Genomic DNA, 24,801 nt, shown 5'->3' on the forward strand with positions numbered 1-24,801 from the left:
ATTAACAAAAGAATAAACTAAAAATATATTGATATGGGATTTTTAAAACATTTATTTAGAGGCTCCGGATATGGAGGCCATCATTCCCGCGGGCATCATAATAAGCGCGGTTATGATTATAGGGAAAATAATCCAGATGCAAAGGTTATGATTCGTTGCACGGCCTGTGGTGAGAAAAATGAAGAGAGCGCAGCCTTTTGTAAAAAGTGCGGTTCACCTTTAGGCAAGTCCAAGTGTAGTAACTGTAACGAGAGTGTGCCAGTCGAGGCAAAATTTTGCCCTAATTGCGGTACTGAAATAAAACAATAGATGAAATACTATGTTTTAATAATCCTGTTTTTTGGTTTTCTGAAAGCGAACGCCCAAAAAATTTACAGGACCGAAGAAGGCCACGTTGAGATGATGGCAATGGTTGAGAATTTACCCATTAAGGCAGAAAGTCATAAATTGGCCTTATATCTCGACTATGATTCCAAAGTGGTCAGTGGGGTACTCGACCTTAAAACGCTATCGACCAACAACCCTGAAATCAGCGCAATGCTGGAAAGGCAGGAAGACCCCTTGATGCTTCGGTTTACCGGTACGGTGCCTTCTGTTGATTTTTTGTCAAAACGGCACGACCCTATCAACTTTAATTGGCTGATAGATGTTACTTATCAAGGAAAAGCCTTTAAATCACAATTTAAAGCAACCATCACTCATATAGAACAAGGTTTACGTATGTCGTGTCTTATAAGTGCAACTGGACAATTATTGGTTTCTAATACTGGTTTGGATTCCATAATAGAGGGTATCGATGACACCATAGAGGTACAATTTGCCCAAATGGTTTTGAAATTGGACAACCAGTAATTTAATAATCAAATGAAATGCTCTTAAATAAACGAATATCCATCTGGTCCTTTCTTAAATATATTAAATATGATATTTTATTTATTGTATTTTATGCTATAGCAATTGGTGTTTTGGACCAATTTGGTTTTCTGAGTAAAATTTCGATCCCTATTGCCGTTACAGGTGTTTTCGGGACTGCTGTAGCGCTACTGTTAGGTTTCAGAACCAATCAAGCCTATGAACGCTGGTGGGAAGCCCGTATTATTTGGGGCGCCATTGTCAACGACTCCCGTACTTTGGTACGACAGGGCATAACCTTTTATGACCGGCAGGATGGTCAGTATGAATTTAGGATTAAAGAAATAGTTTTACGACAAATTACGTGGTGCTATGCACTGGGTGAGTCATTAAGGAAAGTGGATTTTTCCCCTAAGGTAGCTGGCTTTTTAAAAATTCAGGACATTAATGATCAAAATGTTCCTAATGCTATTCTATTAAAACATTCTGAAGCCTTATCAGAAGCCCTTAACGATAAGGTGATCAATAAATTCCAACAGGTACAAATTGATAGCACTATTGCGCGTCTCTGCGATTCAATGGGCAAATGCGAAAGGATCAAAAATACGGTTTTCCCCAAAGCGCATAGCCTGTTAATCCACCTTATCATTTATGTATTTGCCACAATGCTACCATTCGGCCTGTCTGATAATTACCTATCTGTGGAAATTGGGCTTACCATCGCTATCCCTATCATCTTTATAGCCATTGAGAAGACCTCGATTTTAATGCAGGATCCCTTTGAAAACGACCCAATGGACACACCAATGACCGATTTGGCTCAAACTATAGAAATTAATTTAAAGCAGATGACAGGTGATGAGGACATCCCCGAGAAAAAGAAACCTGAAACATATTACGTTTTATGATATGGATTTGCAAACTGAAATAACGCTAATTCCCAGATTATTGGTTGCCTTGTTGCTGGGTTTCTTGATTGGGCTTGACCGTGAAATTCATGGTCACGACGCTGGCATAAGGACCTATGCTTCCGTTTGTTTGGGAGCGGCACTATTAACTATCATCAATACACATATTGAAGTGGCAGACCAAACCAGGATTGTCGCCAATATTGTCTCTGGTATTGGTTTTTTGGGAGCGGGTATCATTTTTAGGGACAGTTCAAAGAATACCATATCAGGGTTAACAACGGCCGCTACCATCTGGGCCAGTGCTGGTGTTGGCATTGCCATAGGATATGGGATGTATTTAATTGGTATAACCAGTACACTATTGATTATACTATTGCTGGTTTCGCATCATTTCCCATTTTTTAAGGCTAAGTACGGTAAAGAAACAAGGGGTAACAATGAATAAACAAAGTGTAATTGAAATAAGAAAATTAGTGTGACGTGTAGAGCGTATCATTTGCACATACAACGCACTAATATTTTAAATAGATGAATATAAAGATATACAAATATGTTACAGATAATAAACTTGGAAAAAGAACACCTTATTGCCGCTAAAATCAGCGGGAAACTTACGGAAAAGGATATGGAAAAGATGCATCCGCTTATCCACAACATCATAGAAAAAGGCCATAAAGTGGACTTCTATTTTGAAATGGAAGATTTTAAAGGTTATACCCTTAAAGGCTTTTGGGAAGACCTAAAGATTGATTCGGCTCATTTGGGAGATTATGGCAAGATGGCCTTTGTGGGCAATAAAAAATGGCAGGAATTGGCCGCGAAGGCAACTGATTTTTTCATAAAGTCTGAAGTTAAATTTTTTGATATTTCTGAGAAACAACAGGCTCAAAACTGGATTAAATCTTAATTAACGATAACAAAACCATTAATAATATGAAAGACAAGGAAAAACACAGCAAAGGCGATGGCCACAATCACGACCACGGTGGCATCTTCGGTAAAAACACGGAGCTCTATTTTGCAATTTTAAGTGGGGTCACACTAATTACAGGTTTCCTGTTGGAAAAATATACAGGGGTTTCAGCTAACATCCCTTTTGGGCTCTATATTGCAGCCTACTTTTTTGGAGGTTATTTTACCCTAAAGGAGGCCATTACCAAAGTGTCCAAAGGCGAATTTGAAATCGATTTCCTGATGCTGGTCGCAGCTGCAGGAGCCGCCTATTTGGGCGAATGGGCAGAAGGTGCCTTGTTGCTGTTCCTGTTTAGTTTGGGTCACGCACTGGAAAACTATGCAATGGGCAAGGCCAAGAAATCCATTGCAGCGTTAACAGACCTTGCGCCTAAAACCGCACTATTAAAGAAGGATGACGATACCGTTGAAGTCGGTATAGAAGAGTTACAGATAGGTGATACTATCGTGGTACGCCCCAACAGTAAAATATCTGCTGATGGTGTTATTGTAAAGGGCAATAGTAGTATAGACCAGTCACCCATTACCGGGGAAAGCGTTCCAGTGGACAAAACACCAATAGAAAATCCCGATAAGGAATATACAGCAAAAAGCGATATTCCCGACGAGAACCGTGTATTTTCAGGAACTATCAATGGCAACAATACCCTCGAAATAAAGGTGATTAAAGAGGCAAAAGATTCTACCCTCAACCGCTTGGTCACTATGGTTCAAGAGGCCCAGGACCAAAAATCGCCTACACAATTATTGACAGACAAGTTTGAGCGGTACTACGTGCCATCGGTAATCTTATTGGTCATAGTATTAAATTTTGCTTTTTTGGTCATCGATGAAACGTGGAATGAAAGCCTGTACCGTTCCCTGGCGGTACTTGTGGCAGCCAGTCCGTGCGCGCTGGCCATTTCTACGCCATCTGCTGTATTGAGTGGTGTGGCAAGAGCAGCAAGGGGCGGGGTTTTGATAAAAGGCGGTCGCCCCTTGGAAGACTTAGGGGTACTTACCGCACTGGCTTTTGACAAGACGGGAACACTTACCGAAGGAAAACCAAAGCTTACCGACGTCGAAAGTTTTGGCAGTATAGATAAAAAGGAACTGTTGGAAATCGCGATTGCGGTTGAGGAACTGAGCGACCATCCCCTGGCAAAGGCTGTTGTAAGGGATGGGATGGAGCGGCTTGGGAAGGACACCAAGATTCCGGATGCCGATGATTTGGAGGCCGTACAGGGCAAGGGCATAAAGGCAAACTATCAAGGGAATTCCATTTACATAGGCAACCTTGAGCTTTTTGAGGATATTGATAAAGGTGTTCCCAGCGATGTATCAGAAAAGGTAAGAGCGCTTGAAGGGGAAGGAAAGACCACGATGCTAATAAAAAGGGGCAATGAATTTATAGGGATGCTGGGGCTGATGGACACGCCACGGGAAAAAGCCAAGGAAACCCTTGCCCAACTAAAGGAAATAGGCATCAAGAAAATGATAATGCTTACCGGCGACAACCAGAAAGTAGCCGACGCTGTAGCCGAGGAAATCGGTTTGACCGAAGCTCGCGGAAGTCTGCTTCCCGAAGAAAAAGTGGAGGCCATCAAAAAACTTGCGGAACAGGAAAATAAACTGGCAATGATAGGTGATGGGGTCAATGATGCCCCTGCTATGGCAAACAGTACCGTTGGTATTGCAATGGGTGCGGCGGGAAGCGACGTGGCTTTAGAGACCGCAGATATAGCACTAATGGCAGACAAACTGGAAACCTTGCCTTTTGCCATCGGTTTGAGCAGAAAAGCGAAGGCGATAATCAAGCAAAACTTATGGGTTAGCTTGGGGGTTGTTGCCCTTTTAATTCCTGCGACCATAATGAGTTGGGCAAGTATAGGGATAGCCGTGGCCATTCACGAGGGCTCTACGTTGGTAGTGGTGGTCAATGCATTAAGGCTTTTGGCTTATAAAAAATAAAAGTGATTTAGAAGCCTGTATTTTGTGATAAGTTCGGGTTGAATGTTAATCTATATTATTTCATTTCTGGTTAGATGGATATTATGAAAATTAGGAACCATATAAATAAAGTTTAATGTAAAAATAATTTATCAATGAAAACAACTCTATTTATCTATTTTGCCTTTTTATTTGCCGTTGGGTTACAGGCACAAACCGAACCTTCCGTAGAAGGGAATGTAGATAACCTGCCCGTAAGGGAATATACCCTTACACTGCGGGAAGAAGCTGTAAACAAGGCGGGCAAGGAGGTTATGGGAATGACTATAAATGGTCAGATACCAGGACCGACACTTGAATTTAATGAAGGTGAATACGCAGTAATCTATGTCAAGAACGAGATGAGCGTAGAATCATCGATACACTGGCACGGCCTTCTGTTGCCAAATTTCTACGATGGGGTGCCCTACCTGTCCACACCCCCCATTGAAGCCGGAGAAACCCTGAAATATGAATTTGCAATTAAGCAAAACGGTACTTATTGGTACCATTCCCATACCATGCTTCAGGAACAAAGTGGTGTTTATGGCCCTATTGTTATCCAACCAAAGGAAGAAACAGATTTGGAGTATGACAAGGAACTGGTACTGCTGCTTTCAGACTGGACCAATGAGAAACCTAGGGACGTAATGCGGTTTTTAAAACGGGGCACGGAATGGTACAACATCAGGAAGGGAACGGCCACACCGTTGAACCAGGTCATCAAAAGAGGCGCTTTGGGCGCACAATTTAATTTCTGGAGGCAACGCATGGAAAGTGCGGATATAGCGGATATTTACTATCCCGCGTTTCTGATCAATGGAAAGGAAAAGGTCGAATATCCCGAGTTCAAGCCCGGGGAGAAAGTACGTCTGCGTATTATCGATGGTTCTGCATCCACTTCGTTCTGGATGACCTTTGGTGGGGAAGACCCACTATTGGTTTCAGCCGATGGTAAGGACGTTGTTCCCGTAGAAAAGAACAAAACCTTTATTGCGGTTGCAGAAACCTACGATTTTATCGTGACCATACCGGAAACTGGCAAGTTGGAATTCAAGATTATGGCCCAGGATGGTTCCGGTACCGCAACTGCCTATCTGGGCCAGGGCACAATCGTTGCTGCCGCGGACGTTCCCAAGCCGGATAAAATAGGGATGATGCAGCAAATGGCCAAGATGAAGATGAGAATGGGCGCCCCGGCATTAAAATTTAGGCCCGGTAAGGTAGATCCCTATAAAATGGCCGAGGATTGGGGAATGCAAATGGACGAAACCATGCAGATGGAAGGGATGAACGATATGGCGCCCAATGCCGGATCGGAAGGTATGGGCAATATGAACAGGGAGAAGTCCAATATGAAAAAGGATTCCATGCAGATGGACCATTCCAAAATGGCAAAAATGGACCCGCCTGCCGGACGGGCAGGTATGGAAAAGGATCCTGAAAGGAAGGGACAGACTGGAATGGATGACATGAAAATGGCTGATATGGGTGGAATGAAAATGGGGGAAACGGGAGATATGCAGGGAATGAGCCTTTTTTCACAATACAATTATGATTATTTAAAAGCCCCCGAAAAAACCAACTATGATCCCGATGTGCCCGTAACAGAAATCCTATTGAACCTGACCGGAAACATGCAACGGTACATCTGGAGTATGAACGGTGTGCCCCTTTCCGAAGCGGATAAAATCAAGATAAAGGGGGACGAGGTAACCCGGATTACCTTCAATAACCTCACCATGATGCACCACCCTATGCACCTGCACGGTCATTTCTTTAGGGTCATCAACGAGAACGGGGAATATTCCCCCCTAAAACATACGGTGAATGTACCCCCTATGCAAAAGGTAACCATTGAATTCTATGGCAATGAATACGGCGACTGGTTTTTCCATTGCCATATTCTATACCATCTGGTAGGCGGTATGTCCCGCATAGTAAGCTATGGTACGCCACGTGACCCTAGGATGGAAGAATATCCTGTGTCCAAACTTATTGATGAGACCGACCAGTACTACTCTTGGGGTATGGTGGATGCCGCTTCCAATATGACCGCATTGAACCTGGTAAGTTCAAACATACGCAACCAGTTTTCCCTGAGGGCCGAATACGGCTGGAACAAAAATATGGAAGTAGAAGCGGCTTATGACAGGTATCTATATGATTATTTGACCGTTTTTGGTGGTGTGAATATTGAAAATGGAATGGAGGATAGCCTTGAGGAGATAACAACTACTGCCATTGCCGGGATTCGGTACCTCACCCCTTACCTCTTTACCCTTGATGTTCGCATGGACAGTAAGTTGCGGCCACAGATAAGTTTGAGTCGTGCCATATCGATCTTCCCAAGGACCATCTTGTTTGGAACCTACGAGTACCAGGCAGATTTTGGATGGGTGGATGAGTTGCCACAAGGGGATAATTTTAAAAAAGAAATTACCTGGAGTACCGGTATAGAATATTTCTTATCCAAGAATTTTTCGCTAATGGGCAGTTATGATAACCGCTTTGGTGCGGGAGGTGGGCTATCATTAAGATTTTAAGACCAATTATCAATTAATCAATAACTCAAAATCTATAAAAATAAAAGCCGCTGAATGACTTTTACAAAACAGGTTCAAAGAAAACCCAAGGCAAGGGTGCCAAAGAAAGGATTCCATCTTGTCCTGTATGCCATGATTGCGGCCGTAATTATCTGTGATATAAAAACTGAACGGAAATTAATTTAAAACTATAATTATGAACATTAGGAACATTTTTTTGAGCCTGGCAATAATTGCCGTGATCGCGTTTGTAGCCCCTTCTTATGCTATAGGCATAGAGCCCAGTAACGTTGATGTCACCGAACTAATGACCGTCCCATCTGTAGCCATGCAATCAGGGAATGTGCAGGCAGACTTTGATGAATTTCCAAATTTGCACCCTATGGTGGTTCATTTTCCCATTGTGCTTTTATTGTTCGCCGCCATTTTGCAATTGATCCAACTATTCGTTATGAAACACACTATGGATTGGGTCATCCTGTTAATAGTGGGATCTGGATTTATAGGGGCCTATGTAGCAGGCACTTTGGTTCATCCTGATACCGAGGGACTTACCGAAATGGCCAAAAAAGTACTGGAAGAACACGATAAATATGCCAGCTGGACCGTGTGGTCAAGTGCCGTCGCGGCGGTAATGAAATTGGTAAGCCTGTTTTGGTTTAAACTAAGACGCGGTTTCGAGATTGCCGTGTTGCTGGTGATGGCATTTTCGGCCTATTCCGTATCCCAGGCGGGTCACTACGGCTCACAACTGGTATATATTGAAGGTGTGGGCCCACAAGGAAAATACTTAGGTAGTGAAACTGAAGAAGGCCAAAAGGAAAGCAGTGAACATTCACATTAAAATTAAAGGATGAAAAAAGGATTTATTATCACGAGGCCCATATTGGTTTTGGCATTAGACGCCGTAACCACTCAGCACCCACTGCTGTGGTAGACTTTGGGTAGGTTCCGATTCCTTGCTGTCCCAAATTATCCAAATGGTCAACGATTAGTACAAACCTATTAAAAAATCAAAAACAAATGAACTCAAAAGAAAATAATCACAAAGAAATGAAAAAAGGAAATTACGCAAAATTTTTTGCAATGATTGCAACCGCCATGGTAGCAATGTTCTTCTTGATGTATACCAACTCTTACCAGATCATTGATCATTTCTGGTTCAGTGAAACAAGGCTTTTTATGACGCTGGTCATGGCCGGTTCCATGATTATCATCATGCTGTTGTTTATGCTCAATATGTACAAGAAGCGTAGTGCCAATATCGCCGTCATTTCGTTGGGTATTTTGCTCATTGCCGGGGGCATTGGACTGGTGAGAAGCCAGATTACTGTTACAGGTGTTGATTATATGGAAGGTATGATTCCGCATCACTCCATAGCTATTCTTACAAGTGAGCGTGCCCAGATTAAGGATATACGGGTAAGGAAACTGGCTGATGAAATTATCAAAGCCCAACGCAGGGAAATAATGGAAATGCAGTGGTTGATCAATGACATTAGAGAAAATGGTGTAGTAGAAACAGAAGATGAAAGGAAAAAAAGGCCTGTGCCCGAGTTTGAAGGTTTGCTTGATGAAGAAACGCAAAATCTATACGAATAACGCACGAAGGCCCTCCATTGGTTGTTACCTTCAAGGTGGCGAAGTTGTTGGCGTATAAAGAATTGGAAAATTGAAAAAAATATATTGAAAATAATCAAAATAGACTGCCCTTCAGAAAGGCAAATAATTCGAGTGAAGCTGGAAAGATTTGATCTTAAAAAAACAGAAAAATGGATAAATATGATTTAACAATTATTGGTTCCGGTCCGGGTGGCTATGTGTGTGCCATACGTGCTGCACAACTGGGCTTTAAAGTGGCCATAATCGAAAGGTACAACACGCTTGGCGGCACCTGCCTTAACGTGGGCTGTATCCCGTCAAAAGCCTGGTTGGAAGCCTCTGAGCATTATTACAAACTCAAGCATCAATTCGAAAATTTTGGGATTGATGTTAAAGAGGCCAATGTCGATATCCTGAAAATGAACCAAAGGGTTCAGGATGTGGTACAGGAAATCATCAATGGTGTTGATTATCTGATGAAAAAGAACAAGGTTGCCGTCTATCAAGGCCACGGCACCATCAAGGACAAAAACACGATTGAGATTAAGGGCGGGGACAAAACGGAAACCATAACAACCGATAAAATCATCATTGCCACAGGGTCCAAACCCGCTTCACTGCCCAATATTAAAATAGACAAAAAGCGTATCATCTCTTCCACCGAAGCCCTTGCCCTACAGGAAATCCCCAAGCACTTAATGGTCGTTGGGGGTGGCGTTATCGGTGTTGAGATAGGTTCCGTATTCGCCCGCCTGGGTTCAAAGGTTTCCATAGTAGAATATTTTGATAGCCTTATCGCCACTATGGACGGCGCACTGGGACATCAATTGCACCGTTCCCTTAGAAAACAGGGAATTGATTTTTATTTGGAACATAAGGTGACAAACGCAACGGCAACTGAGGATAAAGTAGAATTGAAAGCGGAAAATCTTTCCGATAAAGAAGAAATGAGTTTAGATGGCGATTACTGTCTTATGGCCATTGGCCGAAAACCATACACCGCCAGTTTAGGGCTTGAAAATATAGGAGTGGAAACCAATGAGAAAGGACAGATAACGGTAGATAAAAACCTTGAAACCAATGTCAAGGGTGTGTATGCCATTGGGGATGTAATCCGGGGGGCAATGCTTGCCCATAAAGCCAGTGAAGAAGGCGTTTTTGTAGCCGAAAGCATAGCAGGTCAAAAGCCACATATCAATTATTCCCTTATCCCAAATATCGTGTACACCCAGCCTGAGGTCGCCGGTGTAGGCTTGACGGAAGAAGAACTGAAGAAGACCAATAGAAGTATAAAAACGGGCTCTTTTCCCTATAAGGCAAACGCACGGGCGAAGATAAGTATGGATACGGATGGTTTTATCAAGGTAATCGCAGATAAGGAAACCGATGAGATATTGGGCGTGCATATGATAGGCCCTCGCATAGCAGACAGTTATACCGAAGCGGTGGTAGCGATGGAATTTAGGGCGGCTGCCGAGGATATTGCAAGAATGTCACACGGTCACCCCACATTTTCCGAGACCTTTAAGGAGGCCTGTCTGGCAGCTACCGAAGACAGGGCGTTGCATATTTAAAGTTGACCTAACAGTAAGTTCTTAAAAATTAAGACGCTACTGAGCTTTTTGAAATATTAAGGTTTAAGTAATGAACTCAAAAAACAGATAAGATAAAATGGGACAATCAGTTCGAAATCAATCCACTATTGGGTATATCAGGGAAACGGCAACAAAGTTCCTCGACAGGGAAACAGCTGGGGGGATTTTTTTAATAATTGCTACTATAGTTGCCCTTCTTTTAGCTAATTCAAAGTGGGCAGGTGCCTATCATCATTTTCTTGGCGATGAATTGCTTTTTGAATTTTCCGAGCATCTTAGTTTTGGGCTAACAATTGAAGAATGGATCAATGATGGCCTAATGGCAATTTTCTTTTTGGTTGCCGGCCTTGAATTGAAGAGGGAGGTTATGGTGGGGGAATTATCTTCAATTAAAAAAGCCTCAGCCCCATTGTTGGCAGCTTTAGGTGGCATGGCAGTTCCGGCCCTCATTTTTATTAGCCTAAATTTAGGCACTGAAAATATAAAGGGTTGGGGCATCCCTATGGCTACCGATATCGCATATTCACTAGGGATTATTGGCCTACTGGGAAAAAATGTCCCCAGGCAGTTAAAAACATTTTTAATAGCCCTCGCTATTGCTGACGATATAGGTGCCATATTGGTGATAGCATTGTTTTATAGCAACGAGTTGAGCTGGATATACCTTGGATCGGGCATGGGGGCATTTGGGTTATTATTATTAATGAATTGGACTGGGATCAAAAATTTGATTTGGTATATTATTATTGGGATCATCTTATGGTATTGCTTCCTTAATTCGGGGATCCATCCAACTATTGCGGGAGTACTTTTTGCCATTACCATTCCAATAGTGCCCAAATTAGACAGTAAAATATTAAAAGAAAGGACCGCCACAAACGTTACTAATCTTGAGAAAACAGAGCTGGAAAAATTAAATCCTCTTCAGGATAAAAAACAACAAATAATTTTAAAAGCTATTAAAACAGATACTGAGAATTCAAGGCCTCCTTTGCTCAAACTGGAAAATTCCCTTGTTGATTTCAATACTTTCTTTATCATTCCAATTTTTGCAGTCGCGAATGCGGGAGTAAAGCTCGATGTAAATTTAATTGAGGTTGTTTCCGGTTCTTTAGGGCTGGGGATCCTTTTGGGATTAGCTATTGGGAAAGTAACAGGGATTGGTATTTTTACATTGATCGGGCAAAAACTTGGAGTTTCCGAATTACATATTACACTAAACTGGAAACATATAATTGGAATTGGTATGATCGCGGGAATTGGCTTTACCATGTCCCTTTTTATTACCAATCTCGCATTTAATGATCAGGAATTGATTAAAATTTCGAAAATAAGCATTTTGATAGCTTCATTACTTGCAGCTATTGGCGGTGCGGTAATTCTCTTATTAACTTCCAATAAAGGAAGGAAAAATATAGTTAAGTGATATGGGAGAAATGAACAAAAGTACTTTTATAGTAAGTCAAATGGACTGTCCTTCAGAAGAACAGATGATCCGGATGAAATTGGAATCTTATGCTCAAGTGAAATATTTGGATTTTGATATACCCAATCGAAAACTTGAAGTATATCACCTTGAAGGGAATGAGGAAATCAAAGCCTCGATTTCAGAATTAAAATTAGGTGATAAATTTATGGGGACCGAAGAAGCCGAGCCTCCCGTAATAGAAGACCAATCCAAACAGAAAACAATCCTTTGGTGGGTCCTGGGGATAAATTTCGGCTTTTTCATTATCGAAATGACCACGGGGTGGATTTCTTCTTCTATGGGCCTAATTGCAGATTCTTTGGATATGCTGGCAGATTCGATAGTATATGCGCTAAGTTTATTTGCAGTAGGTGGTGCCATTTCCAGAAAAAAGAAGGTGGCAAAATTCAGCGGCTACTTTCAAATTGCATTGGCAACACTTGGTTTTGCAGAGGTATTAAGAAGGTTTTTTACAAGTAGTGAAACACCAATGTTCGAATGGATGATCATAGTTTCCATTTTAGCCTTACTGGGGAACCTTATTTCGCTCTGGTTGATAAATAAGGCCAAAAGTAAGGAGGCGCATATGCAGGCCAGTGCTATTTTTACGTCCAATGATATCATCGTAAACGGCGGGGTGATACTGGCCGGGGTGCTGGTCTATTTTCTGGATAGCAAATGGCCCGATTTGGTAATTGGCGGCATCGTTTTCACGTTTGTAATGCGGGGCGCCATAAGAATTTTAAAATTATCTAAATAATGCAAATATATGTTGCACAAGACGTTGGGCAAGAATAAGGAAATTATGAATAAAAGTAGTGTAGCATTATTAATTTTACTGTTGTTGGTAATAGACCAGGCCATAAAGATTTATGTGAAGACCCATTTTTATTATGGCGAGGAATATTTTGTGTTTGGCCTGGATTGGTTTCGCTTACATTTTTTGGAGAATGCCGGCATGGCCTGGGGCTTTAAATTTGGCGAAGGTTATCTGGCCAAATTTGTTTTAATACTATTTCGCTTCGTAGCCGTTATTTGGGGGACCTTTTATATCAAAAAGATGATACGTGAAGGATATGCAAAAGTCTTTATAATCTGTGCCGCATTTATATACGCAGGTGCATTGGGCAATTTGATTGACGGTGCATTTTACGGACTGATTTTTGAAAAAAGTGATCCCGCACTTCGCAATATTGCAGAAATATTCTCCTCAGGCGGTGGTTATGCCGGATTTTTAAATGGCAATGTGGTGGATATGTGGTACTTCCCTATTATTGATACAAGGCTTCCGGAATGGCTGCCATTATGGGGAGGTAATGAATTTACTTTTTTCGACCCTGTATTCAATACCGCAGATGTTTGGATTAGCACGGGAGTGATTTTACTCCTGATCTTTCAAAGCCAACAAAAAAAAGACCAGAAAATATCGGATAAGAAAAAGTTGAAATATACTGAAAGTAACAGGACAATTATAAAAATCGATTAGTTATGAACGCTTGGCTTTGGGTAGTAGTATTGGGATTGGCAGCTTGGGCTGCCCATTGGGGTGCTGATCAACTCCTTACCCCTTTAAAGATGCTGCGCAAACAATGGGGGCTTACTGCTTCTGCAGGGGCAGCTTTCCTGGCTATTGTAACAGCGAGCCCTGAAGTGGCGATAAATATTACGAGCGCCGCCCGTGGGGTATCTGATATCGGGTTGGGGAATTTGCTTGGTTCCAATATCATTTCCATTCCGCTCATGGTAACCATTGCATACTTTGCTTCCAGAAGAAAGTTTAAAAACAATAAGGAGCATCAAAAACATTTGGATGCCAACCTGCTGGCCCTGAACAAACGTTCCGTCTCGGTATTATCTATCCCCTATCTGGTAATTATCGGGTTGGTGGCTATATTAACGCTTCCCAAAGCCTGGCGTGGATTACAACCCATTGATGGGTGGATCATGCTGGCTGCCTATGCGGCTTTTTTAACGCATGCCATTATAAAAGGCAGGGAAAAGGGTCAGAAGGTAGAATGGGATAAAAAGAAAATATGGCTTTCGGTTGCAGGGGCCCTGGCCATAGCCGTGGGGGCTTTTTTTATTGTAAAAGCTACCGAAAATATTGTTTCGGCACTGAATATTTCCGAAATTGTTGGAGGGTTGTTTATCACCGGAATTATGACTACCGCCCCTGAAATATTCAAAACATGGAGTGTGGTAAAGGGAGGTGAAGTGACTGCGGGTACCACCAGTGTGATTGCAGATAATGCCGTTACCATGACAGTGGCATTTTTCCCCCTGGCACTGGTAACGACCCCAATCGAAGATTTCCAGTTGTTTTGGGTCAACCTGGCTTTTGTAGGACTGATGCCGCTTTTATATTCAGTATTTGTCCATCAAAGCAAGGAACTTCACGGGTTCAGCAGATGGCAGATATTCGTTTTCGATGCAGCGTATATTGTATATCTTTTAACTATGGTGTTTTTTGTTCTAAAACTATTTTAAAAAATGAAGGAGGATTTATTTAAGGATTACCAGGAGAGGCTTAATGTGCTGGATGAAAATATTAGAGCAGTAGCATTAAAATATGCAAGGGATTTCTATTTGAACAAAAATTGTTCAAAAGAAGAGGCTATTGAGCGTGGCATCGTAAAGGCAGAGATGGAAAAAAGGAATTTAGATAGAAATGGATAATATATTACTAATAGTATTATGGCAGAATTAAAAAAATCTCTGGGTACTCTTCGCCTTACTTTTTATGGTGTAGGTACCATTGTTGGTGCTGGAATATATACTGTAATTGGTGCAGCCGCTGGACAGGCGGGAACAGACCTTTGGTTGAGTTTTATTTTTGCCGCCATTGCGGCCAGTGTCTCGGCAATGTCGTATGCAGAGCTGTCCTCTACCTATCCTAATGCCGGTGCAGAATTCATTTTTGTACGGAAAGCTTTTCCAAAAATCGACATTCCATCTTTTCTAACAGGTTGGACGATTGCATTTCACAGTTCGGCCACCATCGCCGCGGTGCTACTTGCTTTTTCAGGGTATTTCAATACGTTTTTTAACATCCCTTCCTTACTGGTTAGCTATGCTGTGCTACTGATTCTTGCATTTATAAGCATTACGGGCATCAAAAAATCATCTACCGCCAATATCATTATGGTCAGTATTCAGCTATTGGGATTGTTTATTCTTATTGCGGTCGGACTTTTGGAAACAGGACCACCAAAATCAGAATTTTTTAAAGTGGAGTCCTTTTCCGGCACCCTGGCAGCGACTGCTACCTTATTTTTTGTTTATACCGGCTTTGAGCATATGGCAGCATTGGGTTCCGAGGTAAAAAATCCGGGCAAGACGATTCCGAGGGCATTTTTATTGACAATGGTGTTTACCACAATTATATACCTACTAATATCTTTTACGGTACTCAATATAAGTGACCCCGCAGAAATAGCAAAGGTAAATTCCCCATTGTCGCTGGCCGCTTCAAATTTAAATTCCTGGTTGCCCGTAGCCCTGGCAGTTGCGGCACTTTTTGCTACGGCTAATGCGGCTTTTAGTGGCATTATTTCCATTAGCAGGTTGCTTTTCGGTATGGCAAGCGTGGGCGAGCTTCCAAAATTTATGACCAAGACCAATGCACAGAAAGTACCCTGGGTAACTACACTGGTGGTTATGGCTGCGGTAGCGGCATTTTTGTTATTGGGAGATATTAAAATTGTCGCAGGAATGTCCTCTTTAGGGGCGTTACTCGTTTTTGTAGCTGTGAATATTGCACTCATCGTTTTGCGTTATAAAGCACCTGACAAAGAAAGACCTTTTAAAGTTCCCCTTTCCATAGGGAAAGTACCTATCCTACCCATTTTGGCCATAATTATTAGCCTGTCTCTGGTAGTTCAGTTTAACTGGCAGGTGTATGTTGCTTTTGTGGGAGCAATTATAGTGGGCATCGTGCTGGATTATTTTTTGGACAAAAAGTCAAAGAATGAGATGGATCCCGAAAAAGAAAAAGAACTGTTCAACCATTAAAATGAAGCTATGGAATGGACCTTTGAAGAATTTAAAACCAGTTTGGATGGCCTCCATCCTGCAGTGAAGCAAAAAGCCCTGGAAATTGCTAAAAGTCTGGTTATAGAAAAGAATTATACTAAGGGAAATGCCATAAAAGAAGGAATTATGAAAGCTGAAGAATGGTTTTACGATTTAGGCGGTTAATAATTAATAAAAATAGATATGTTACAAATTATAGAGATTTCAGGAGATAATATTATTGCAACCAGAGCATCGGGAGATTTATCCGAAATGGATATTGAGAAGGTACATCCCATTATTCATGCTATTTTGGACAAAGGATTAAACGTACGCTGGTATTTTGAAATGGAGAATTTTACCGGCTGGGATTTTCCAGGCCTGTGGGAAGATCTAAAAATGGATACTGCCCACGCAAAAGATTATGAAAAAATCGCCATGGTAGGTGATAAAAAATGGCAGGACTGGATTACAAAGTTCATGAAACCTTTTACCAATGCTGAAGTAAAATATTTTGACTTAGAGGAAAAGGAGATTGCCAAAAAGTGGATTAAACAATAAAGCTTTTATTTAAACAATTAATTGAAAAACTGAATGTATAATTAAAATTAAAAAACCATGAAAATAATAGTTCCGATTGATTTTAGTCAAAGTTCCAAAATTGGAGTTGAGTATGCCATAAAGGTGGCCGAATCTTTAAATTCAGAAATTATCTTTGTTCATGCCTATTCTGAAGGTTATCAATATGCCGGATACGGGGCTATAGTTTATCCGGTTCCCGACAACTTTAGTTCTTATCAGAAATTGTACAAAGAAAAAATGCTGGAATTTCTCGAAAATTTTCCACGTCTGGCGACAATAAAATATAAGAGTATGGTAGCCCCAGGAAGACCTTCAGATATAATTTATCAATTAGCAACAGAAGAAAAAGCAGGTTTGATAATTATGGGGACAGAAGGTGCAGGTGAGGTAGAAGGTTACCTTGCAGGAACTACCAGTGAAAAAGTGAGCAAGGATGTACCCTGCCCTGTGCTGGTTGTACCTGAAGATTTAGAAACTTTTGGTTTAAAAAGAATTTGTCTGGCGCTGGATTCAGATAATCTGAAACCTGATAGGGAACTAAAGGTTCTGGCTGATCTATTAAAGGCATTTAACGCGCGCCTTTTTATATTTCATTTTGCTAAAAGTAAAGATGAAGTTATTAAAGAACAGGAGATAAAAAACTATTATGAGGAGTTTTTTAATCTACAGAATATTTCTGTTCACCTTTTTTCCGAAGGGAAAACTGAAGATAAAATAACCGGTTTTTTGAAAGATAATGCCATAGATATTTTGGCGCTACTTTACAGGAAACATGCCTTTATAGAAAAACTAACTGAACTGGGGCTGAGACGGAAAATGATTTTCAAATCAGAAGTTCCTGTACTTATTTTAAAATGATAGTAGGATTGAAAACAAATCTGCATTTTTAAGTTTATGAAGTCACTATTTTTTAGAAATTAACTGAATTCCTGAGCTTCATACCTTCAGTAAGACCACAGAATTATTTGTGAAATATTCCTATGGTATCCTAGGTGCCCTAAATTAAGGCAATTGTAAGACTACAGTACAATGAATTTTTATCTAATTAGAGGGAATAAACCCTTTTTAAAGCGATAAGTTTGCAATTTACCCAAAAGAAAGTGTAGAAGAAAAATGTCAAAATATAGGAGAAATAGAAGAAAGAAGAAGGGTCAAAAATCTTCCCGGAATAAAATAACTAAAAAAGAAAAGCTTTTTGGAATTTTTTCATTAATCCTTTTGGTCATTGCATCATTTTTATTGTATTTTTTTGTCTTAAAAGACTTTATTCATAAGCCCTGATTATTTAAAAATGTTTACCTACCAACTTTTTCTTAATCTAATGATTCTATGGAATTCATTATTTTTCTTTTTAAAAGTTGAAGTTTTAAGAGGCGTAGAAAATTGACCTTTTGTAAACAAAATACTTCAATTAAAAACCGATTCCCTGTAATATAAGGAATCGGGAGTTCTCTGGTATTTCAATTCAAGTACTTCTAAAGGAGGGGCGACCAGAATTATACTCATATTATTGAGAACCTTCATAATACTCCTAATAGGTAGGCTGTCTCATAGGAGTAAATACAAAGCTTCCAAGTTAGAAACTTTAAACGTACAAACGAGGTTTTCGCCGTTGGTAAATCTTTTAAGAAGCTTAATACTATATATTCCTACAACTTTAAAAATATATTCTTAAGATAATAACTTTCAATATTTAGATTATTAAAAAATAAATTTTAGATTTGTCTAAATAATATTTTAGGTAATGAAAATAGAATGGTTAAGTCTAATTATTTTTATCGCTTTTTTTACATCCTGTGAAAAATTAGCTGATGAATATGGTCCTGTTCCTCCAAAGGAAAATGAACTTCTTGATGGCCCTGTAGAAGGATTATCAGTTGAAGAGCAGATTCAGTTCTTGAATGGGGATATAGCGTTCAATGATGAAGTATTTACCGCAGAAACTGGACTCGGCCCCGTTTTCGTAGGTACTAGCTGTGTTAGTTGTCATTCTGGGGATGGTAAAGGTCACCCGTTTAATCAATTTATAAGATTCGGTCAAAGTGATACTTTAGGAAATCCTTTTGCAGACTTTGGGGATGGTAAAAATCAATTACAGAATAAAGCAATTCAGGGGTTTCAGCCTGAAAAGCTACCTCCAGGAGCACCCTTCACAACCTTGGTTGCGCCTGCGGTCACAGGATTAGGTTTTTTGGATGCTGTTCCAGATGAAAGTATACTTTCTCTAGCCGATCCTTATGATGAGAATGGCGACGGAATAAGTGGTAGAGCTCATTTCGCATATCCTCCTGAATATGTTCAAATTCGGCCAAATAGTATTTCACGTGGAGGTAAATATATTTTTAGGTTTGGTAAAAAGGCAATTAGTTATGACTTATTGCATCAAACAGTAGGTGCGTATAATCAAGATATAGGTATTACATCATTATTTGAACCTATAGATCCTTATAGCGGGCTGGAAGAGGACCCGGAAATCAGTACTCAGGTAGTTAACGAGGTGGTTTTTTATTTAAAAACCTTAAAAGCTCCGATACCTCGAAATCAAAATGATCCTGATGTTGTATCTGGCAAACAAATTTTTTCCCGAATTCAATGTGCTGCCTGCCATACCCCAAGCATGAAAACGGGATATTCGCCTATCGAAGCACTATCTAATAAAGGATTTCATCCCTATACAGATTTACTACTTCATGATATGGGTCCTGGTCTGGACGATGGATATACCGAAGGTTTTGCTGAAACATCCGAATGGAGAACCCCTCCGCTATGGGGAATTGGCCTTTCTGAAAACTCACAAGGAGGAGGTTTGTTTCTTTTACATGATGGCAGGGCAAGAAGTATTGAGGAAGCCATTTTGATGCATGGCGGTGAAGCCAAAAATTCAAGGGATGAGTTCAATGCCCTATCGAATCAGGAAAAAAAGCAACTACTTGAATTTATAAATTCATTATGATGAAAAGAAAAAAATTTATCCAAACCCTTTCCTCTGTTGCTATAACAATACCAAGTTTAGGTTTTTTACATTCATGCAGTGGAATTTACTATGCTACAGCAAAGGAAGAGGTAGATAAGTTAACCATAGCGAAGCATGAGTTTATTCTTGAAAAAAATAACAAGGTGTCTAAAAGAGAGTTTGTCCTTATACAAAATAACAAATACAGATTCCCTATTTGTCTATATAAAGTTGGTGAAGACTATATAGCTTCCTTACTAAAATGCACTCATCGAGGGTGCGAGCTTAATGTTGGTGGGGGTATCTATAGTTGTCCTTGCCATGGAAGCCAATTTTCCAATGAAGGAACCGTATTACAAGGACCTGCTGAACAAAAACTAAAAACATTTCCAACGAAAACAGACGATGAAAACATCTATATTTTATTCTCCTAATTATTTGATCATTACCTTAATATTGTTCACCCTCAGTGGAAATTTAATAGCCCAAAACGAGGATGATATACTTAAAAGAACGAAGTCAGATACAACAGATACTCAACTTAACATGGATGCGGTATACAATCGACCAGCTCTAACAATAAATAAAGCTCCGGTATCTATTGGGGGATATCTTGAAGCCAATTCGATATATGCAGTGGAAGATGGATTGACAGAAGGATTATCTTTTCAAGCACGACGTTTAACATTATTTCTGTCTGCCTCAATTAACAAAAGAATTAAATTTTTAACGGAAGTAGAGTTTGAAGAGGGAGGTAAAGAGATTGCCATAGAATTTGCTGCTATGGATATCTCCTTTGATCCTCTTCTCAATTTACGAGGTGGAATAATCTTGAATCCAATCGGTGCTTTTAATCAAAATCACGATGGTCCTAAATGGGAGTTTGTAGAAAGACCTGATGTGGCAGTAAAATTACTACCCGCCACTTTTTCTAATGCAGGTTTTGGAATGTATGGTAAAACAAATACTGGAGATTGGATTATCGGATATGAAGCATACCTCTCAAATGGATTTGACAATAGTATAATTAATAATTCAAAAGATCGAACCTCTCTTTCATCCGTTAAAGAAAATGAAGAGCGTTTTGAAGAAAATTTCAGCGGTGACCCTTTAATTACTACAAAACTCGCTATAGGAAATAGAAATATAGGTGAGGTTGGTTTTTCTTATATGGGCGGTACATACAATCGTGTAATGGAAGATGGACTACAGATAGATGAAAAGAATAGGAGGGTGGATGTCTTCGCTATTGATCTTAGCACTACTATTGAATCAACCGGCACTTATATTGTTGGAGAAGGCGCTTATGTGTGGGTGGATGTGCCAAAAACATTTACGCAACAGTTTGGAAATAAACAAGCAGGATTTTTTCTGGATGTAGTTCAACCAGTGTTGCAAAAGAAAATGTTCGGTTGGGAAAATGCATCCTTAAACGTCTCCGCTCGGACAGATTATGTTGATTTTAATATTGGTAACTTCACTCAAACTAATACAAATATAGGGGATGATTTAATTGCGGTTACTCCTTCCATAAGTTTTAGACCGTCACCTGCAACGGTTTTAAGGTTGAATTATCGTTATCAGTGGCAGAATGACATTTTAAATAATCCAGCCACAAAAACGGCCACCTGGTACCTAGGTTTTAGCACCTATTTTTAAGAATGATATGCTTTTTTAACTAATGGAGTGGGCTGCTCGGGGTAGCATGATTAGTTTATCTTTCGGATAATTACAATATTACGAAGCAGAAGGCTTAAAATTTCTCAGTTTTTTAGAGAAGTTGGAGAAAATGTTCCAGGCGCAAAGCTTAGTCAATAAAATGCTTAACATGAGTCTGCAGCCATATTTTAAAAGAAAATTCAATTTAAATGTATCTTTTTAGAAAATTAAAGGTCTCCGTAGTAAACAATAAAATTTATAAGTATGAATGATTGTAAATGTACTAATTGTGATTGCACTAAATGTAATTGCATAAATTGTTTAGATAACAATTGCCCTTGTACAAAATGTGAATGTGGTAAATGCGATTGTTGCTGAATTGAATAAAGGTTGGTTTAAAAGCTAACCTTTATTTATTTTTGAACTATGGAGACTCAAAAAGTTTGGCACAATTTCAATGAAGAGTTATTCTTCTTTATTCTCAAAAAAGTAAAAAATGAAAGTGCTACAAATGATATTTTTCAAAATACATTTTTAAAAATCCATAAAAAATTACATCAACTTGAGAATGATGAAAAAGTAAGAGCCTGGATTTTTCAAATTGCTCGAAACGAGATAGCAAACTACTTCAATAAAGAATCTGTTTATTTACCGAGTGTTAATTTACAGAATGAAACTGCTTTAGAAAAATATCAGTCAATATGCTGTTTTGATAAATTCGTATATGAACTACCAGATATTTATAAAAAGATAATTGAATTGATTTATATCAAAGGACTAAAACAAAAGGAAGCGGCTGAAATCTTAGAAATAAGTCTTACAAATGTCAAGGCTAGAACACGAAGAGCTAAAGATATTTTAAAACAAAAATTCAATGAATGTTGTAAATACGAGTTTGATAAAGATGGCAAATTAATTGGAGAATCCAATTGCTCTATTTGTAAATCATAATTAAAAATACATCCGCCCACAAATCCATCGCAGATAACAGGTATTGTTAAATAATAGGATTTTAGCATTTCATAATGAAACGATTAAAAACTGAGAAAGGGATAGAATGGTAACTTTAGTTGTTTCCCAATATCATATTTTTTATGCCAATCCTTTTTGAGTAAAAAATTGCTTTTAATCATTATATTAAATCAAAAAATAATCTACCAATTATCTTCAAGAGGGCTGTGATCACTCCACTCCACTCCATTGAAAAAAATCAAATTTTCTTGGTGTAATTAAAAGAGGCTTCTATATTTGCATTTATTTTTAATAAATCTAAATAAGAATAATGAAACACATTACTTTTCTCGCCTTAATGGCCTTAAGCCTCTCTGCTTTCTCCCAATCAGGATTAAAAGGGGAAATAAAAAATGAAACAAATGAACCTATTGCCGGTGCCTCTATTTATATCGAGGAATTACAAAAAGGAACTACTACAAATTTTGACGGGTTTTATAAACTCCAGGAGGTTCCCCCTGGAAACTGGAAGGTAACGGTCAAAATGTTGGGTTATCAAACTATAGAGCAAATTATAGAAATTGGACGAGATTCCTTAACAACCTATAGTGTGAACCTTCAGGATACGTATGGAAGTTTGGATGAAGTGGTGATTTCTGCAAGCAGGAACCCGGAATATCTTTCAGAAATTCCAGCTTCTGTTACTGTGGTGAACTCAGAAAAGCTGCGGGAATTTACTAAAATCTCCTCCAATATTAACGAGATTCTAGCATATACAGTGCCCGGTCTTGCTGTAAGCACAGGAACATTTTCCAATTGGGGACAAACATTAAGAGGTAGGTCATTACTCGTTATGGTAGATGGAATCCCTCAATCCACCCCGCTACGTAATGGACAATTGGGAATTAAAAGTATTAATCCTAACGATATAAGCAGAGTTGAAGTAATCAAAGGAGCTACTTCAATATTTGGAAATGGTGGTAGTGGAGGCTTTATCAATTATATCACCAAAAATCCAACCACTTCAGAAAAATTGAGCGGCACTACTGATATTTGGGGAACCTCCCAACTTTCCAATAGCCAAGATGCCTTGGGATATGGGGTATATCAATCCTTTTCCGGACAATTTAATAAGTTTAGTTACTATATAAGCGGAAGTATAGAACATACCGGGAATAAATACGATGCTGAAGGGATTCCCTTACTTCCTACTTATGGATTAGATAATACCGATATTTACAGCACGTATGGAAAACTGGAATATCTCCTTTCTTCTAATCAAAAAATAACCATTAACGGGAATCTTTATAAATCACTTCAGGATTCTCCTTTTATTCCGGTTTTTGCAAATATTCAGGTGTTTAATGACCAAGGGGATTACTCTTTAGAACCGGGTTATGGTATCGAAGGATCAATTCCTGGACAGGAACCAACTGGTTCCGAATTGATAAATGGGAGGTTAAAATACAATTTAAATAATATTTTCTCCGGTACCACAGATTTTGAAACCGATCTATATTATTCCAAAGCCAAAAGTATTTTCTTTTATTCTGATAAATTCGAAGACGGAGGGCAATCCGTGATCAATTCAGAAAAGTATGGCTTAAGACCTAATTTTAATACTCAGTTCAATTTGTATGGCGATATGAATATATCTCTGATCTATGGACTGGATCTTTTAAGGGATAAGACTAATCAGGGGCTGTTAGATGGAAGGCTTTGGGTGCCGAATATCGAACTGATGAGCGTAGCACCGTATTTACAAACCACTTTAAAACTAGATAAAAAATGGGCCTTTAAAGCTGGATTACGATACGATGATTTAAAAATGGATATTGCCAATTATAATACACTTCCCTATTCACCTAAAGGAGATGGTAACTTTAATCCTTCGGTCTCCGTTCAGGGCGGAGAGTTGGCGTTCGATAATCTGGCATTTAATATGGGAGTCCGGTATATTGAACATCAGGAATTCATTCCCTACATTAGTTATTCCCAGGGTTTCTCCATAGCTGATTTAGGTTCTATTTTAAGATCTGCAAGAGCTGAAAGTATAGACAACATTCAACTGGAGCCCGCAGTTACCAATAACTATGAATTCGGGTTTATTTCAAAATTTAATAATTTTCGTTTAGAGGCTGTAGGATACTACAGTACCTCTAATTTAGGTACTGGTGTTGTATTTAGTGATGAACTAAACTCGTTTATACCTTCTGAACAACCTCAGAAAATATTCGGTGGAGAGGTAGCAATAGATTATGCTCTCCCAAGCAATAAACTACTTATTGGGACTTCTTATTCGTATGTGGAAGGGCTTAAAAACCCAAACGATGATGAAAATAATTTAAGTTATGTTGGTGGTGATGTCATTTCTGCTCCAAAATTAACGGCTTATGTTACCTGGAAGCCAACAGAACAGTTTAATACTTCATTGAATGTTATGAGTTTAGGAGATCGAAACAGGTTTTCTCCTTTTCAGGATGGGGAAGGAAATTATGCTTTTAGGCATACGGAATTTCCTGTAAATGGATATACCCTGGTAAATCTAACGGCCACCTACCAAATTAAGAGTAATATTGATGTTTTCTTGGGTATCAATAACCTTCTTAATGAGTATTATTTACCGGCAAGATCTCAATGGGCGGCGCCATTAAGGTCTTTTACTACAGCTGGGGAGGGAGCGAATGCCCGTCTTGGTGTAACTTATAATTTTTAAAAGGGGTGGTAGTCG

General features: G+C 39.4%; 24 protein-coding genes. All 24 read left to right on the forward strand.

The window, feature by feature from the left end; genetic code table 11:
• Positions 1-33: 33 nt before the first annotated feature.
• The 24 genes from AC13DP_RS16330 to AC13DP_RS16445 all read left to right on the forward strand — a co-directional run bounded on the left by AC13DP_RS16330 (position 34) and on the right by AC13DP_RS16445 (position 24,786).
• Positions 34-309, forward strand: a complete 276-nt coding sequence (locus tag AC13DP_RS16330) for a zinc ribbon domain-containing protein (protein ID WP_041579171.1) — start codon at positions 34-36, stop codon at positions 307-309.
• Complete coding sequence (locus tag AC13DP_RS16335; RefSeq protein ID WP_013073456.1) at positions 310-852, forward strand: hypothetical protein; 543 nt, start codon at positions 310-312, stop codon at positions 850-852. It abuts the gene before it with no gap.
• A gap of 17 nt (positions 853-869) precedes the next feature.
• The gene (locus AC13DP_RS16340) at positions 870-1,760 is read left to right on the forward strand and encodes a bestrophin family protein (protein ID WP_013073455.1); all 891 of its coding nucleotides are present in this window, start codon (positions 870-872) and stop codon (positions 1,758-1,760) included.
• Between the two features lies 1 nt (position 1,761).
• Positions 1,762-2,208: an MgtC/SapB family protein gene (locus tag AC13DP_RS16345; protein WP_013073454.1), complete on the forward strand. Its 447-nt coding sequence runs from the start codon at positions 1,762-1,764 to the stop codon at positions 2,206-2,208.
• 105 nt (positions 2,209-2,313) lie between these two features.
• Entirely contained in the window at positions 2,314-2,670 is a 357-nt protein-coding gene (locus AC13DP_RS16350; protein ID WP_041579168.1) for a SpoIIAA family protein, read from the forward strand.
• Between the two features lie 26 nt (positions 2,671-2,696).
• Positions 2,697-4,685, forward strand: a complete 1,989-nt coding sequence (locus tag AC13DP_RS16355) for a heavy metal translocating P-type ATPase (RefSeq protein ID WP_013073452.1) — start codon at positions 2,697-2,699, stop codon at positions 4,683-4,685.
• A gap of 134 nt (positions 4,686-4,819) precedes the next feature.
• Positions 4,820-7,249, forward strand: a complete 2,430-nt coding sequence (locus AC13DP_RS16360; protein WP_013073451.1) for a multicopper oxidase domain-containing protein — start codon at positions 4,820-4,822, stop codon at positions 7,247-7,249.
• Positions 7,250-7,445: 196 nt separating this feature from the next.
• A complete protein-coding gene (locus AC13DP_RS16365) occupies positions 7,446-8,093 on the forward strand; it encodes a DUF2231 domain-containing protein (protein WP_041579163.1) in 648 nt (215 codons plus the stop codon).
• Between the two features lie 179 nt (positions 8,094-8,272).
• Positions 8,273-8,851 carry a DUF305 domain-containing protein gene (locus tag AC13DP_RS16370; RefSeq protein ID WP_013073449.1) on the forward strand — a complete coding sequence of 193 codons (579 nt, stop codon included), beginning with the start codon at positions 8,273-8,275 and terminating at the stop codon, positions 8,849-8,851.
• A 170-nt stretch (positions 8,852-9,021) separates the two neighbouring features.
• Positions 9,022-10,425 carry a dihydrolipoyl dehydrogenase gene (gene lpdA, locus AC13DP_RS16375; RefSeq protein WP_013073448.1) on the forward strand — a complete coding sequence of 468 codons (1,404 nt, stop codon included), beginning with the start codon at positions 9,022-9,024 and terminating at the stop codon, positions 10,423-10,425.
• Between the two features lie 97 nt (positions 10,426-10,522).
• Positions 10,523-11,872 carry a Na+/H+ antiporter NhaA gene (gene nhaA / locus AC13DP_RS16380; protein ID WP_013073447.1) on the forward strand — a complete coding sequence of 450 codons (1,350 nt, stop codon included), beginning with the start codon at positions 10,523-10,525 and terminating at the stop codon, positions 11,870-11,872.
• Positions 11,873-11,882: 10 nt separating this feature from the next.
• Positions 11,883-12,674, forward strand: coding sequence for a cation efflux transmembrane domain-containing protein (locus tag AC13DP_RS16385; RefSeq protein WP_217806691.1), 792 nt, complete (start codon positions 11,883-11,885; stop codon positions 12,672-12,674).
• 45 nt (positions 12,675-12,719) lie between these two features.
• Positions 12,720-13,400, forward strand: a complete 681-nt coding sequence (locus AC13DP_RS16390; RefSeq protein WP_041579156.1) for a lipoprotein signal peptidase — start codon at positions 12,720-12,722, stop codon at positions 13,398-13,400.
• A 2-nt stretch (positions 13,401-13,402) separates the two neighbouring features.
• The gene (locus tag AC13DP_RS16395; RefSeq protein WP_013073444.1) at positions 13,403-14,401 is read left to right on the forward strand and encodes a sodium:calcium antiporter; all 999 of its coding nucleotides are present in this window, start codon (positions 13,403-13,405) and stop codon (positions 14,399-14,401) included.
• Between the two features lie 3 nt (positions 14,402-14,404).
• Positions 14,405-14,590, forward strand: coding sequence for a hypothetical protein (locus AC13DP_RS16400; protein WP_013073443.1), 186 nt, complete (start codon positions 14,405-14,407; stop codon positions 14,588-14,590).
• Positions 14,591-14,608: 18 nt separating this feature from the next.
• Complete coding sequence (locus tag AC13DP_RS16405; protein ID WP_013073442.1) at positions 14,609-15,925, forward strand: APC family permease; 1,317 nt, start codon at positions 14,609-14,611, stop codon at positions 15,923-15,925.
• A gap of 9 nt (positions 15,926-15,934) precedes the next feature.
• Positions 15,935-16,111 carry a hypothetical protein gene (locus tag AC13DP_RS16410; RefSeq protein ID WP_013073441.1) on the forward strand — a complete coding sequence of 59 codons (177 nt, stop codon included), beginning with the start codon at positions 15,935-15,937 and terminating at the stop codon, positions 16,109-16,111.
• Positions 16,112-16,129: 18 nt separating this feature from the next.
• A complete protein-coding gene (locus AC13DP_RS16415) occupies positions 16,130-16,486 on the forward strand; it encodes a SpoIIAA family protein (RefSeq protein WP_008615606.1) in 357 nt (118 codons plus the stop codon).
• Between the two features lie 57 nt (positions 16,487-16,543).
• Entirely contained in the window at positions 16,544-17,365 is an 822-nt protein-coding gene (locus tag AC13DP_RS16420) for a universal stress protein (protein ID WP_013073440.1), read from the forward strand.
• Between the two features lie 886 nt (positions 17,366-18,251).
• Complete coding sequence (locus AC13DP_RS16425; protein WP_013073438.1) at positions 18,252-19,460, forward strand: di-heme oxidoredictase family protein; 1,209 nt, start codon at positions 18,252-18,254, stop codon at positions 19,458-19,460.
• Positions 19,457-19,894: a QcrA and Rieske domain-containing protein gene (locus tag AC13DP_RS16430; RefSeq protein WP_013073437.1), complete on the forward strand. Its 438-nt coding sequence runs from the start codon at positions 19,457-19,459 to the stop codon at positions 19,892-19,894. The genes AC13DP_RS16425 and AC13DP_RS16430 overlap by 4 nt, the downstream gene beginning before the upstream one ends.
• On the forward strand, positions 19,866-21,119 hold the full coding sequence (locus AC13DP_RS16435; RefSeq protein ID WP_037317188.1) for a hypothetical protein: 1,254 nt from the start codon (positions 19,866-19,868) through the stop codon (positions 21,117-21,119). The genes AC13DP_RS16430 and AC13DP_RS16435 overlap by 29 nt, the downstream gene beginning before the upstream one ends.
• 426 nt (positions 21,120-21,545) lie before the next feature.
• Positions 21,546-22,070 (forward strand): sigma-70 family RNA polymerase sigma factor, encoded by a 525-nt coding sequence (locus AC13DP_RS16440; protein ID WP_013073435.1) that lies wholly within the window; start codon positions 21,546-21,548, stop codon positions 22,068-22,070.
• Between the two features lie 331 nt (positions 22,071-22,401).
• A complete protein-coding gene (locus tag AC13DP_RS16445; RefSeq protein WP_041579150.1) occupies positions 22,402-24,786 on the forward strand; it encodes a TonB-dependent receptor in 2,385 nt (794 codons plus the stop codon).
• The last annotated feature ends 15 nt before the right edge of the window (positions 24,787-24,801 follow it).

The organism is Zunongwangia sp. L-65 (assembly GCF_056859415.1).